We start from the raw sequence: 14,233 nt of genomic DNA on the forward strand, positions 1-14,233 counted from the left end.
TAGGGATCGGGGGACGTAGATGGGTGCGAGGCATACCCGGCTGGCCGCGGCACTGGCGGCCGCGTGGGAGGCGGAGGTCGTCTCCGCGCGGCGGATGACGATGCTCGCCGAGCGGATCATGGATGCGCGCATGCGCGCGAGGCTGATGGTGCTGGCCGCCTTCTGCCGGGCTCATGCCTCCAGGTTGCTCGCGCGACTGGCGGCGCTGGGACGGGGGCCGCTACCGGTGCCTCCCGAGGAGATCATCCTGGACCCGGACACCCTGTTGGAGCTGCGGCGCGAGGGGGCCTTCGCCCGCGCGTCCGCCGCCCGCTACGAGGCCACCGCGGAGCTGGCGCGCCAGCAGGCGGACCTGTCCTCGGCCTGGGTCTGCGAGCTCAACCGCACCGAGGAGCAGGACCGCTCCCGCGAGCTGCTCACCATGGCCGAGGGCGCCCTAGCCGGCGCCACCATGGCGAGCCCCGCCCAGGCCGCCGCGCCCGCCGACTCCTGAATTCGAGCGCCGGGGGCGCGCTCTCCCGGTGACAGTCCGGGGGCCTTGGGCGTAGAAATCCGCCCATGGCGAAGGAGAGCTACGACGACCTCATCTTCCAGCTGGGAGACCTGTCCCGCGACAGGCTCCCGGGCAAGCCGACCTGCCCCCGCTCCATGGACCGCGTCTACAAGGCGGAGGAGGCGGTGGTGGCGCGCCGCGAGGAACTGGCCGCGTTCGAGCAGGAGATGAACGACGAGGATGCCGCCTACCAGGCCTTCCTCGACGAACAGGAGCAGGAGAAGGCCGGCCACCAGGCCATCGTCCGCAAGTGGAAGAAGGCGGTGGATGCCATCGACGGCAAGGTGAAGGACCTGCGCAAGACGCTCGCCAGCCGGCGCGCGGAGCTGCGCTACGCCGCCGACGGCCTCATCAAGCTGGAGAAGAAGATCGCGGACATGGAGCTGACGCGGCAGGACCCCGCCCGCATCGACACCGCGCGCACCAACCTCAAGAAGAACCGCCTCACCCAGATGCGGCTCGGCCGGGAGGTCGAGGACCTGGACGCGCGCCTGGCCACCGCCCTCACCCCGGAGCCCGGCCAGCCCGGCGCCCCCGGCATCCTGGCCCACAAGCGCCTGCTGGAGATGGAGGACGAGGCCGAGGCCCGCAAGGAGGAGCACGAGGCGCGCATGGCGGAAATCGACCAGTCCATCGCCACCCTCGAGGAACAGGTGAAGGCCGCCGAGGATTATCTGGACCAGGCGCTGTTCCTGCTCGGGGAGGACGTGTACGCTCAACGCATCGCTGATCCACAGCTGGCCGCGTTCTATCCCCGGCTCGATCGCGCGCAGTGAGGGATCCTGGCTCCCGTAGTGCTTGACGTCAGGGGTATGTCTGCTACATTGCGCCGCTTCCTGGGGACCGCAGAGTAGTTCGCGGGCCAGATCATTGATTTTATTGGGTTTTTCCGCGCCTACGCGCGCTGGCAGTGTGAGGACGACGTGAAGGGTCTGATTGGCAAGAAGATCGGAATGACCCAGGTGTTCACCGACGAGGGCAACCTCGTTCCCGTGACGGTCATCGACGTGAGCACCTGCCAGGTGGTGGGCAAGCGCACTCCCGAGAAGGATCAGTACTCCGCGGTCACCCTGGGCTTTGGTGAGATCCGCGAGAAGATCCTGAACAAGTGCGAGCGGGGCTTCTTCAAGAAGAACAACGCCCCCTACCGCCGGCACCTGAAGGAGTTCCGCGTCACGGTGGAGGAGGCGACCTCCTTCAACGTGGGCGACGCCGTCAAGGCGGACCTGTTCTCCAAGGGCCAGCTCGTGGACGTCACGGGCGTGACGAAGGGCCGCGGCTTCTCCGGCGTCATGCGCCGCTGGAGCTTCAAGGGTTCGCAGACGAAGACGCACGGTACGCACGAGTACCAGCGTCACCCGGGCGCCATCGGTCAGCGTAAGACGCCGGGCCGCACCTACCCCAACAAGAAGATGCCGGGTCACTACGGCGTGGAGCAGGTCACCACGCAGAACCTGACCGTCGTCGACGTGGACCTGGAGAAGGGTCTCGTCCTGGTCAAGGGCGCCGTCCCGGGCCACAACAACGCCATCGTGTACGTCCGCCCGAGCATCAAGGTGGCCATGCGCGAGCAGCACAAGGCCGCGCGCCGCGCCTGATCCGCTGTCCGAGCGGCTTCGCCTGAAGCCCTCATGACGCCCCGCCTCCGGGCCCGATTCGTCGGGCATCCGGGCGGGGCGTTCGCTTTTCCGCCTCTGGTTCCCCCGCGGTGAGTGGGCACAGGTGTGTCCCGCCGTGGGAAGCGTGGTGGACCATCTTCCGTCCTCGGGGGCTGTCGGGCATCCGGAAACGTTGAGAGGTGGTCGGCGCGGGAGCCTCGGGGTGAAAATAATTCCGCCTCCTGGGCTCCGTGGCTTGTCTGGCGTGGAAGGCGTGTGCACATGGATGCGCCATGAAGGGGCCTGGCCGTCGGTGACGCAGGCGCCCTGGCACACGTCGGCCCAACCCCTTGGGCCGGGCAGGAACCATGAACGCACGCACGCTCCGCGTCTTCGCACCACTGGTGGTCTGGCTGGCGGCCTCGGCGGCCGCCGCGCAGGATGACGAGGCCGTCCTCGACAACGTCGTCGTCCGCAACCGGCTGTACGAGCCGGGCGGCAAGCTCGAGGTGTCCCTGGGGGTGGGGCTGCCCCTCCAGACGCACCTGACGGCGCACTACTTCTTCAACCTCGGCGTCGCCTACAACCTCTTCAACACCTTCGCGGTGGAGGCGCGCGCGGGCTACGCGGCCAGCCGCCACACGGGCCTGGCGCGCTCCATCTCCGAGAGCTTCCTGGCGCGCGAGGACAAGCGCGTCACGGACGAGCTGGAGGACCTCTGGGAGATGAACCTCCACGGCGTGGCGGGCATCCGCTGGGCGCCCATCTACGGGAAGCTGAGCCTGGTGTCGGACCTGCCCGCGCACTTCCAGGCCTATGTGTGGGCCGGCGGCGGCCTGGGCAGCTTCCAGCGCAACTCCGTCATCCAGTGCTCGCAGGTCGTCAACCGCCAGGCGGGCGTCTGCGACAACCGCACCTCGCTGGATGACCGGGGCAGCGCGTCGGAGGACTACTGGGTGCGCGAGACGCGCGTGGCGCCCATGGTGTCCGCGGCGGTGGGCTTCCGCTTCTTCATCCTCGACAAGCACGGGCTGCGGCTGGAGGTGCGCGACTGGGTGTTCCGCGACAACTACCGCGTCAACCTGGTCCGCGAGGACTGGGAGGCGGGCCGCGTGACGGGTGAGTCCGCGTCCAGTCCGGGCCTCACGCACCTGGTGCAGTTCGACCTCGGCTACACCTACTCCTTCTAGGGCACCTTCGAACCATGCGACCGATTCTGTCCCTCGCGCTCCTCGTCGCCGCGGTGGCCCAGGCGGCCCCGCGCTTCCCGACGTCCGCGGCCTTCCTCGCCCAAGCCGAGGAGGCGCCGTCCGTGCCCGCTCCGGGCGCGGAGACCTCCGTGCCGCCGCCTCCCGCCGCGCCCGAGCCGAAGCTGGAGGCTCCCCGCGCGCCGACCTCGCGTCCAGAGCCCACCGTTCCCACGCAGTCCGCCGAAAAGCCTTCGGTGCAGCCCGCGCTCGCGCCAGTGCAGGAGGAGCTGCCTGCCCAGGAGGACACCGAGCCCGCGGTGGCCGAGCCCGCGCGCGAGCACGACGTGGACGCGCCGGTGACGCCGGATGACGCGCCGGTGCTGGCCTCGTCCGACGAGGCCCCACGCACCACCGACGCGCAGCAGCAGCGCCTGGTGAACGGCGCGCCGCTCTACAACCCGAACGTGTCGCTGCACATCGTCCAGAAGAAGCGCTTCGCGGACGAGGGCAAGCACGAGCTGGCGCTGTACCCGGCGGTGGTGCAGGTCAACGGCAAGTACACCAACCACGCCGGCACCGCGCTCCAATACATCTACCACCTGCAGGAGAACTTCGGCCTCCAGGTGACGGGCCAGTACAACTGGCACACCAACGAGAGCGGCTTCAACCTGGAGCTCATCGACAAGGTGCGTGAGCAGGCGCAGGCGGCCTCGTCGCTCTTGTTGGTGTGGGGCGCGCAGGCGGGCGTGGAGGTGACGCCGCTGTACGGCAAGTTCGCGTTCCTGGACAACAAGCTGGCGCAGTTCAGCCTGGTGCTCAGCGGCGGCGCCGGCATCGGCTCCACGCGCCACCTCATCCGCCCCGCGGTCTCCAACGAGGTGGACGGCCAGCGCTACGACGTGCCGGCGCGCTTCGGCGACACGGGCACCAAGTTCCTGGGCTCGGTGGGCGGCGGCTTCCGGCTGCAGTTCGGTGAGTCCTACGCGTTGCGCCTGGAGGTCCGCGACCTCATCTACACGGCCCGCGTGGACAAGGTGGACGGCTGCAACCTGGCGGACTTCGAGGCGCTGGAGGCCGCGCGCTCCACCGGGCAGGACTTCGCCGCGCTGCAGCTGAGCGGCAGCTGCAACTACCAGAAGTTCGACGGCGTCGACCCGAAGACGAAGAAGAACTACCGCGAGGACATCATCCTCGGACGCGACCTGGTGGCCGAGCCGTCCTCCGACGTGCTCAACAACATCAGCTTCTACGCAGGCTTCTCGTTCCTCTTCTGATTGCGCCATGAAGGCACGACTCGCCATGAAACGACTGCTTCCTCTCCTCGCCGTCCTGGCTCCGCTCGCGGCCAGCGCCCAGGACCCGGGCGGCTACAACCGCGCCCTGGCCGCCTTCAACGCGGGCGACCTCGACACCGCCGCGCCGCTCTTCTTCCAGGCCTCCGAGGCCGGCGGCGACGCGCAGACGCAGGGCAAGGCGGAGTACTTCCTCGCCCAGTCGCTCGCGAAGAAGGGCCTGCCGGTGGCGGCCTTCATCTCCTACGCGGCCATCGTCAACGCCGGGCCCTCGCACCCCTCGTACCTCAAGGCGGTGGAGGGGCTGGTGGACATGCAGCAGCAGTTGGACGAGCAGAACCTCATCCCCAGCATCCTCAACCAGGCGTACTCGGACGAGGTGAGGGACCAGTGGGTGACGCTGCCCAAGGAGGTGCTCGCGCGCATCAACTACCTGGTGGGCACGGTGAGCCAGCGTCGCATGCGCTTCGAGGAGGCGCGCTCGCTGCTGGAGGCGGTGCCCAGGGACAGCCGCGTGTACGCCAAGGCGCGCTACCTGCTGGGCGTGGTGCTGGCGGACCCGCGCTTCCCCGGCCGTCCCGGTGAGGGCGAGGCGCTCGACAAGGAGGCGCTGGCCGCCTTCAACGTCGCGCTGGCCTCCCAGGAGCCGCAGGTGGAGCTCAAGGCGACGCAGCACCTGGCGCTCATCGGCCTGGGGCGGCTGCACTACCGCCGGGGCGAGTACGCGGAGGCGACGGCCGCGTACGAGCGGGTGCCGCGCTACACGCGCTACTGGGACCAGGCCCTGTTCGAGAACGGCTTCGCGCGCTTCCAGAACGAGGACTTCGGCGGCGCGCTCGGCAGCCTCCAGGCGCTGCACGCTCCGCAGTTCGCCGGGGCCTTCCAGCCCGAGTCGTGGATCCTCAAGTCCACCGTCTATTATTACTCGTGCCTCTACGACGAGGTGAAGACGACGCTGGCGGCCTTCGACGAGTTGTACGGCCCCATGGCCAGGCAGCTCGAGCCCTTCACCGCCGAGGACGGCGACCTCATCCAGGCCTACAACCTGGTGGCCGCGGAGAACCGCCGCCTGCCGCGCCCGGTGTACCTGTGGCTGCGCAACAACGAGCGCATCCGCGAGGTGATGCGCGTGCTGACCCGCGTGGACCAGGAGAAGCGCGAGCTGTCCTCCGGGCCCTGGCGCGGCACCCCCCTGGCGACGCAGACGGTGGCGTCGCTGGAGGAGATTCGCGGCACGCTGCTCCAGGTGGGTGGGACGCTGGCCCGAAGCCGCATCCGTGAGGCGGCCGACAACCTGCGCACGTTCTCCGACCAGGCCGAGATCATCCGCGTGCAGACGGCGCTGGATGAGAAGGACCTGCTGCAGGCGGGCCTGGACCAGAAGGCGCTCCTGACGCGCCAGTCGCTCTACCGACCGAAGATGCCGGGCGCGGCGTGGAACTACTGGAAGTTCCAGGGCGAGTTCTGGATCGACGAGATTGGCTACTACCAGTACACCTTGAAGCGGGGCTGCCCGGCGAAGACGGCGGACGCCCAACCGTGACATTCCGGGCACACGGTGCCCGGCCTTCGTACCCAAGGGGACCTCCTTCGCGCACATCGTGTGCCGGGGTGGTCCCCTTCGTGTTTCCTGCGTCGCAAGAGCCGTTCCACACCACTTCTCATTCAGGGTAGGCGCGTCTACTTTCGTTCGTCCCTCGTCGCCGGGTGAATGACTGCTCGGGGGGCGGGGCGGCGTCACAGGCGGGAGCTCGCATGAAGGTGGTGCTTCGTTTCGGTGCGCTGGCGGTGGGCGTGGCGCTCGCCACCAGCGGGGTGGGGGAGGCGGCGGAAGCGCCGGCGCGCAAGGCGGCGAAGAAGCCCGCGGCTTCGGCGTCGAAGAATCCAGGGGCGGACAAGGGCAGGAAGGGCGCCCAGGCGAAGAAGGCCGAGGAGAAAGCTCAGCCTCCGCCCGGCGTCGCGCCCGAGGACGTGCGGCGAGGCCCCGCGCGCGTGAAGCCCGCGACGGCCAAGTTCGCGGACATCCCGCGCATCGCGGACTCGCGAAAGAACGCGCTGGCGGACAAGAAGCGCGACGAGGCGATTGAGGCCTTCAAGCGCCTCATCCCCAAGCTGCAGGACGGCAACCAGCAGAAGGCGGAAATGCTCTACCGCCTGTCGGAGCTGTACTGGGAGAAGTCCAAGTACCTCTACCAGCTGGAGATGGACCGCTTCCTGGCGGAGGAGAAGAAGTACGACGCGGCCGTGGCTCGCGGCGAGAAGGCGGAGCCGCCCAAGCAGGACCATCGCGACAGCGAGCGCTACCGCACCGAGACGATGGGCATCTACGAGGACATCCTGCGCGGCTACCCGCAGTACCCGCAGCGCGACGAGGTCCTCTTCTCCATGGGCTACAACCTCTACGAGCTGGGCCGCCGCGACGACGCCGTGGCCCGCTACGAGGAGCTCATCAAGGAGTTCCCGCGCTCGCAGTTCGTGCCGGACGCGTACATCCAGCTCGGCAACCACTACTTCGAGTCCAACAAGCTCATCCCCGCCAAGGCCAACTACGAGAAGGCCCGCGACTCCGGCGTCCCGAAGATCTACGCGTACGCCGTCTACAAGCTGTCCTGGTGTGACTACAACACCGGCGACTACGACGCGGGCCTGGCCAAGCTGCACGAGGTGGTGGACTACGCCGCGAAGCAGCCTGAGCTTGGCGACCTGCGCACCGAGGCGCTCAACGACCTGACGGTCTTCTACGTCCAGCTGGACCAGCCCAAGCAGGCCATCGCGTACTTCCGCGAGAAGGCGCCGGCGAAGCGCCAGGGACGGCTGCTCGCGAAGACGGCCGCGGGCCTGGTGGACGCGGGACACTTCGACAGCGCCATCCTCCTGTACCGCACGCTGGTGGATGACGAGCCCATGGGCGCCAACGCGCCGGAGTACCAGCAGGCCATCGTCCGCGCCTTCGAGGGCTTGAGGAACCGCCAGCAGGTCCGCAAGGAGATGAAGCGGATGGTGGACCTCTACAGCCCGGGCGGCGAGTGGTGGAAGTCCAACGAGGGCAAGGCCCCCGTGCTGCGCAACGCCTTCAACGTCACGGAAGAGGCGATGCGGGTGATGGTGACGGAGTACCACCAGGAGGCGCAGAAGACGCGCCAGGTGGAGACCTACCGGCTCGCGCGCGACATCTACAAGCAGTACGTGGACGCCTTCGCGTCGAACGCGAACCCGGAGTTCGTGGCGGACTCCGCCTTCAACCTGCGCTTCTTCTACGCGGAGATTCTCTGGGCGCTCGAGGAGTGGCAGGCCGCCGCGGCCGAGTACGACGCCGTGGTCGCCTTCCAGATTCCGGACCGCGACTCGGCGCGCGAGGTCTCCAACGAGAGCTACCGCAAGAGCGCCGCGTTCAACGCCATCCTCGCCTACGACAAGCTGGTGAAGATTGAACGGGGCCAGCTGGCCAAGAGCGACCTCAAGGACGGCCAGAAGGTCGACGAGAAGAAGGACAAGGGCGACGTCGCCCGCCAGAAGATCGTCAAGCGCGACGCGAAGGAGAAGCAGGAGGAGGCGCTCACGAAGTTCGAGGAGCGGCTGGTCTCCGCGTGCGACGTCTACGTGAAGCTCTACCGGGCACGCAGGATGAAATCGACCTGCGCTACCAGGCCGCCGTCATCCTCTACGACCGCAGCCACTTCGTGGACGCGGCGCGGCGCTTCGGAGAAATCATCGAGAAGTTCCCGGAGGAGCGCCGCTCGCGCGACGCCGCGGACCTGACGATGTACGTGCTGGAGAGCCGCCAGGAGTGGCTGGAGCTGGCCACGCTGTCGCGCAAGTTCCTCGAGAACAAGAAGCTGTCCAAGCCCGGCTCCGAGTTCGCCGCCCGCGTCGCCCGCGTGGTGGAGGGCAGCCACTACAAGTGGGTGGACGAGGTCGTCTACAAGCAGGAGAAGAACCCGAAGAAGGCCGCCGAGGAGTTCCTCAAGTACGTCAAGGAGTTCCCCAAGTCGGAGAACGCGGACCGCGCCCTCACCTACGCCATGTCCATCGCCCAGGAGGCGGGGGAGCTGGACCGCGGCATCGAGGCGGGCGAGCGCGTGCTGGCCGAGTACCCGCGCAGCCCCTTCGAGCTCAAGGCGCGCTACACGCTGGCGGGCCTCTACGAGAAGGTCGCCGACTACCGCAAGGCCGCGACCCTGGCCGAGTCCTTCCTCTCCAGCTACGACGCCGCGCTGAAGGCGGGCGATGCGGAGGGCAAGAAGGGCAAGGACGCTCGCGCGAAGACGGTGGCGAAGAAGGGGGACACGCCGGGCGCGGAGGAGGACGCGGACTCGCGCCGCTCGCAGAAGGCCGCCGAGCGCAAGGCGCTGGTGGCCGAGGCGGGCGCGTGGGTGGCGGATGCCCAGTTCAACGCGGGCGTGTGGTGGGAGAGCGCCGGCGAGGCCCAGAAGGCCGTGGCGGCCTACAACGCCTACGTCGCGCGCTTCCGCGACCGCAAGGACGTGCCGCAGGTGGCGTACTCCGCGGCGCTCGTCTGGGAGAAGGAGCGCAAGTGGAGCGAGGCGGCCCGCGCGTTCGGCGCCTTCGCGGACGGCTATGGCCGCGACGCGCGCGCCACGCCCTCGCAGCTGTACCTGGCGCGCTACCACGAGCTGCTCGCGTGGCAGCAGCTCAAGAACGTCCGCGAGCAGGAGCGCGTGCAGACGGAGCTGGTGCGCGCCTGGGGCCGGCTGCCCGAGGCCACGCGCAAGGAGGACGCGGCGCTCAACGCCTACGCCCACGCGCGCTTCCTGGCGCTGGAGCCGGCGTGGAAGCGCTACACGGACATCCGCTTCTCGCGCGTCGCCACCATCCGACGGGATTTGACGGCCAAGCAGCGGGAGATCCAGCGCGTGGAGAAGGAGTACCTCGCGGTGCTCTCCACGGGCTCGGGTGAGTGGGGCATCGCGGCGCTCACGCGCATCGGCCTCGCGTACGCGGACTTCGCGCGCAACATCATGGACTCGCCGGACCCCACGGGGCTCGACGAGGAGCAGCTCGGCATGTACCGCTCGGAGCTGGAGAACCTGGCGCTGCCCCTGGAGGACAAGGCCAACGAGGCGCTGGAGAAGGCGCTGGAGAAGGCCTACGAGCTGGGCATCTACAGCCCGTGGACGCTGGCCGCCCAGGACCAGGTCAACCGCTACCACCCGGGCACCTACGCCCAGGTGCGCAAGGTGGGCTACCGCACGCACGACTCGCTCGCGGCGGCGGAGCTCGCGCGCGAGCCCGGTGGCCCCTCGGGCGCGACGGCCACGCCCGCGGTGACGCCGGAGCCGGGCGCTCCCTCGATTCAGCTCCCGCCGGTGGAGGGCGCGCCGAAGACGCCCCTGCCGGAGGACAGGACGCAGGCACCCACCGCCCAGGTCCAGGAGGTGCGGCCATGACCCGCGACGCGAAGAACGCCTTCACGCCTCACACCGGAATGATGCCGATGAAATGGTTCCGCTCGCTCGTCGTCGGCTCGCTGGCCTTCACGGCCGCGTGCGCGACGGGCCCCCAGACGAAGCCCACCACCACCAGCGCGCTGCCGGAGAAGCCCACGGCCGCCGCGCCCTCGACGACTCCGGAGGTGACCCCCGCGGCGCCCAAGGAGACGTCCACCATGGCCGAGCAGTTCGCGGCGGCCATCAAGTCCTACGAGGCCGGTGACCTGGACGCCGCGCGCCAGGGCTTCGAGAAGGTGCTGGTGATGTCGCCGCAGACGCTCAACGCCCAGTTCAACCTGGGCGTCATCGCCGAGCGGCAGGGCCGCGTCGACGACGCGCGCACCGCCTACGAGAAGGTCCTGCTGCTGGACCCGGCCCACACGCCGTCCGTCGTCAACCTGGCGGGCGTGTACCGCGCGCAGGAGCGGGGCGATGACGCGATTGCGCTGTTCGAGAAGGCCTTGAAGACGCCGGGCCGCGCGTACGACGCGTCGCTGCTCAACGGGCTGTCCGCGACGTACCGGCACCTGGGCAAGCTGGACGAGTCCGAGGCCACCGCGCGCCGCGTGCTCGAGCGCAACAAGGACCACCCCGGCGCGTACAAGAACCTGGCCTACGTGGCCTACGCGCGGGAGAAGTACCGGCAGGCGGAGCTGCTCGTCGGCACCGCGCGCAAGCACGCGGAGAAGGACCCGTCGCTCTACAACCTGCTGGGCATGGTCTACCTGAAGCTGGATGAGCGCTCGCGCGCGCTGGCCCAGTTCCAGAAGGCCGTGTCGCTCGATGACCGGTACGCGCCGGCCTACGTGAACCTGGGCGCGCTGGCGCTCAGCTACCGTGACTACGCGGGCGCCGAGAAGGCCTTCACCCGCGCCACGGAGCTGGAGCCCGACTCCGCCGAGGCGCGCCTGTCACTGGCGTGGGCGCTGGATGGCCAGAAGGGCAAGGACCCGAAGAAGGGCATCGCCGCGGGTGAGACCTTCGAGAAGGTGCTCGCCAACCGCGCGGACCTGCCCGAGGCCGTGTGCGGCGCGGGCTGGGCCTATGCCTCCGACCGCACGGGCTGGGAGCGCGCCATCGGCTTCCTGGACCGCTGCAAGACGCTGGAGTCCACGTCTGAACAGGACCGGCAGATGATCACCGCCAAGGTCACGGGCCTCACGAACATGCTCAAGGCCCCGCCGCCCGAGGCCGCGACGGCCGGCGCGGAGGGCGACAAGAAGGACGAGGCCACCGGCGGTGGGGGCAACATGCTCAACAGCCTGCCGCAGGACGCGAACGCTCCGGAAGGCGCACCGGCCGACGGCGCGCCCGCCGAGGGCACCGACGCCGCGGAAGCGACGCCGCCCGCCGACGAGCAGGCCCCCGCGGGCGCGTCCAACGCCGTGCAGCAGGGAACGGACGCCCAGGCGCCCGCGCCCGTGCCCACGGCCCCGCCGCAGCGGGACGCGAAGCCCGCGCCTGCTCCGTAGGACGGCAGTCCCTACAGGGCCGGGAGGAAGTTTTTTCCTCCCTCCGGGCCCTGGTTTGGAAGGCGGCGAGCGAGTTCCATAGGATTCAGGGACTTGGGTGTGGATCGCCTCGTGCAAAGAGTCGCGGGTACCCAACTCGGAACCCGCTGTCACACCCGAGGAAGCAAGAGGAGGTCTGGAGATGCGGCGACTGGCAGCGACGGTGACGATGATGGGCCTGCTCGCGGCGCCGGCGGTGATGGCGCAGGAGCAGTCAAAAGACTCGGTGAAGATCATCCAGGAGGAGGACCGCACGGTCTTCCGGAAGAAGACGGTGATCGACTTCACCGATGTCGCGGTGGAGGGCGAGCTGACGAAGCCGGAAGGCTCATACGTGCTCCACCGCAAGAAGACGGACTTCCAGAGTCTCATCAAGGTCCGGGAGAACTTCGACCCGGAGCTACAGAAGTCCGTCGACAACCTCTAGCGGCGGCGGTCAGGCGTTTTCGGGAGCGGAAGGGAAGAAGGAAGAACTTCATGGCGGCGGCGAAGAACAACGGCTTGACCCTTCGAATCACGGGGCCTGATGGCTCCACGGTGGAAACCGTGTCGGAGGCGGAGAGCGTTATCGTGGGGTCGGGCGCCCAGGCGGCGGTGAAGGTTCAGGATCCGCGGGTCTCCAATCTCCACGTGATGCTCAAGGTGGACAAGGATGGTTCGGTAACGGCCATCGACCTCGGCAGCGAGGGCGGCACGGAGGTGAGCGGCCAGAAGCTGGTCATCCCCACCGCGCTCAAACCCGGGGATGTGCTGCGCGTGGGAGGCACGCGGGTGGAGGTCCTCTTCGGAGGCTCCGACGAACCCGAGCGTCTCGCACCCGCGGGCGCGAAGGTGGCGGGACCGCGCTTCCAGGGCTCGTTCCAGGGCTCTGTGACGCAGCGGACGCCCACTCCGCCGCCCGTGAACCGGACGGTGCCGGAGGTGGTCACTCCTCCGTCGGCGGCGGGCGGCAACACGCGAGGCGGCTTCGTCTTCACGAATCCGCGTCCTGCTCCCTCGGCGAACGTCGGCGGCCTGCGCACCGAGCGCGTGGCTCCGCCCGGCCTCAACCGCGTGGGACCTCCGCCTCCGCCGCCCATGGCGCGCGAGGAAGCGCGGCCCACGCCCCGGGTGGACACGCCTCCCGTCGCGGCGGCCCCGCGTCGCGCGGTGCTGCCTCACCTGCAGGAGCAGCTCCCGCCGGAGGCCATGCCCACGGCGCGGGAGAAGGTGCTCCAGGTGTCCATGCTGTGGGGCGACACCCTGTTGCAGGTGCAGCACTTCAAGGACGGCGTCCCCGTCACCATCGGCGAGGGCAAGAAGAACTTCTTCCACGTCTTCGCGCCGACGGTGGGCAAGCGCCACGAGCTGGTCATCAGCCGCGGTGACGTGCTGGAGGTGCACGCGCCGCAGGGCACGGGCGTCATCGTCACCGAGCGCGGCAACGTGAAGTCGAAGGACACGCTGCGCGCCGCGGGGCTGCTCACGGGCACGCCCGAGGACAAGGAGCAGGTCTTCAAGCTGGGCCTGCATGACCGCGTCGAGGTGTCGTTCGGCACGGTGGCCTTCGTCGCCCGGTACGTGAAGCCGTCGCCGGCCATCGCCGCCACCTCGTTGGCGGAGGCCGACTACACGTTCTTCAAGATCGTCAGCATCTGCCTGCTCGCGGGCGCGGCGGTGGTGGCGGCCATGGCGCTCACGCCCCGCTCGGAGCAGGCGCCGGCGAACGACATCTTCGAGTCCCAGCAGCGCGTGGCGAAGTTCCTCATCACCCCGGAGAAGAAGCTCGAGCAGAAGAAGCTCCAGCTGTCCGGCGTGGAGGAGGGCGCGAAGGCGAAGGACGAGGAGGGCAAGTTCGGCAAGGAGGAGGCCAAGCAGGCCGAGGCCGCGCCGTCCAAGCCCGGCACGCCCGTGGTGGACAAGACGAAGAAGGAGAAGGACCGCCAGGTGGTGGGCAAGGTCGGTCTGCTCGGCGCGTTCAAGGGCCTGAAGGGCGGGGCCTCGGACGTGTTCGGCCCCGGCGGCTTCGGCACCGGCCTCAACAACGCGCTGGGCGGCCTCAAGGGCGGCGCGGCGATGGGTGACGCCCAGGGCGTGGGGGGCCTGGGTTCGCGTGGCTCCGGCACCGGCGGTGGCGGCACGGCCATGGGCATCGGCGGCCTGGGCACCAAGGGTGAGGGACGCGGCGCGGGAGGCTCGGGTGGCATCGACCTGGGCGGCCGCGGCAAGTCCATCACCAAGGTCATCCCCGGCAAGACGACGGTGGTGGGCGGCCTGGACAAGGACGTCATCGCCAAGGTCATCCGGCGCCACCAGAACGAGATCAAGTACTGCTACGAGTCGGAGCTGAACAAGGACCCGAGCCTCGCGGGCAAGGTGGCGGTGGCCTTCACCATCGACCCGGCGGGCATGGTCTCCGACGCGACGGTCTCCGAGTCGACGCTGGGCAACTCCCGCGCGGAGCAGTGCATGATCTCCCGCATCCGTCGCTGGAAGTTCCCGGAGCCCAAGGGCGGCGGCGTGGTGGCGGTGACGTACCCGTGGATGTTCTCGCCGGCGGGCTCCGAGGGCGAGGGGTAGTCACGCGGGTGTAAAGCCCGGGACGGCGCTCCGCCGTCCCTCCAAGTGGCGTGGACGGAACGGTCCACGCCATTTTCATT

At 69.3% G+C, this 14,233-nt stretch carries 9 protein-coding genes and 1 pseudogene; all 10 read left to right on the forward strand.

Annotated features, from left to right (window positions below; genetic code table 11):
* The first annotated feature begins 19 nt into the window (after window positions 1-19).
* The 10 genes and pseudogenes from OWM54_RS39585 to OWM54_RS39630 all read left to right on the forward strand — a co-directional run bounded on the left by OWM54_RS39585 (window position 20) and on the right by OWM54_RS39630 (window position 14,153).
* Entirely contained in the window at window positions 20-493 is a 474-nt protein-coding gene (locus tag OWM54_RS39585; protein ID WP_074951744.1) for a hypothetical protein, read from the forward strand.
* Window positions 494-558: 65 nt separating this feature from the next.
* Complete coding sequence (locus OWM54_RS39590) at window positions 559-1,329, forward strand: hypothetical protein (protein ID WP_223747295.1); 771 nt, start codon at window positions 559-561, stop codon at window positions 1,327-1,329.
* 147 nt (window positions 1,330-1,476) lie between these two features.
* Window positions 1,477-2,151 carry a 50S ribosomal protein L3 gene (gene rplC / locus OWM54_RS39595; protein WP_074951747.1) on the forward strand — a complete coding sequence of 225 codons (675 nt, stop codon included), beginning with the start codon at window positions 1,477-1,479 and terminating at the stop codon, window positions 2,149-2,151.
* 368 nt (window positions 2,152-2,519) lie between these two features.
* Complete coding sequence (locus tag OWM54_RS39600) at window positions 2,520-3,341, forward strand: outer membrane beta-barrel domain-containing protein (protein WP_223747296.1); 822 nt, start codon at window positions 2,520-2,522, stop codon at window positions 3,339-3,341.
* Between the two features lie 14 nt (window positions 3,342-3,355).
* Entirely contained in the window at window positions 3,356-4,615 is a 1,260-nt protein-coding gene (locus tag OWM54_RS39605) for an outer membrane beta-barrel domain-containing protein (protein ID WP_223747297.1), read from the forward strand.
* A 25-nt stretch (window positions 4,616-4,640) separates the two neighbouring features.
* A complete protein-coding gene (locus OWM54_RS39610; protein ID WP_267700678.1) occupies window positions 4,641-6,176 on the forward strand; it encodes a tetratricopeptide repeat protein in 1,536 nt (511 codons plus the stop codon).
* A gap of 212 nt (window positions 6,177-6,388) precedes the next feature.
* Window positions 6,389-10,041 (forward strand): annotated as a pseudogene (locus OWM54_RS39615) (tetratricopeptide repeat protein).
* Complete coding sequence (locus OWM54_RS39620) at window positions 10,038-11,555, forward strand: tetratricopeptide repeat protein (RefSeq protein WP_267700679.1); 1,518 nt, start codon at window positions 10,038-10,040, stop codon at window positions 11,553-11,555. The pseudogene OWM54_RS39615 and the gene OWM54_RS39620 overlap by 4 nt, the downstream one beginning before the upstream one ends.
* A gap of 181 nt (window positions 11,556-11,736) precedes the next feature.
* Window positions 11,737-12,021 (forward strand): hypothetical protein, encoded by a 285-nt coding sequence (locus OWM54_RS39625; RefSeq protein ID WP_063789782.1) that lies wholly within the window; start codon window positions 11,737-11,739, stop codon window positions 12,019-12,021.
* A 50-nt stretch (window positions 12,022-12,071) separates the two neighbouring features.
* Window positions 12,072-14,153: a TonB family protein gene (locus OWM54_RS39630; RefSeq protein WP_223747301.1), complete on the forward strand. Its 2,082-nt coding sequence runs from the start codon at window positions 12,072-12,074 to the stop codon at window positions 14,151-14,153.
* The last annotated feature ends 80 nt before the right edge of the window (window positions 14,154-14,233 follow it).

This window comes from Myxococcus sp. MISCRS1 (assembly GCF_026626605.1).
Classification (GTDB): domain Bacteria; phylum Myxococcota; class Myxococcia; order Myxococcales; family Myxococcaceae; genus Myxococcus; species Myxococcus fulvus.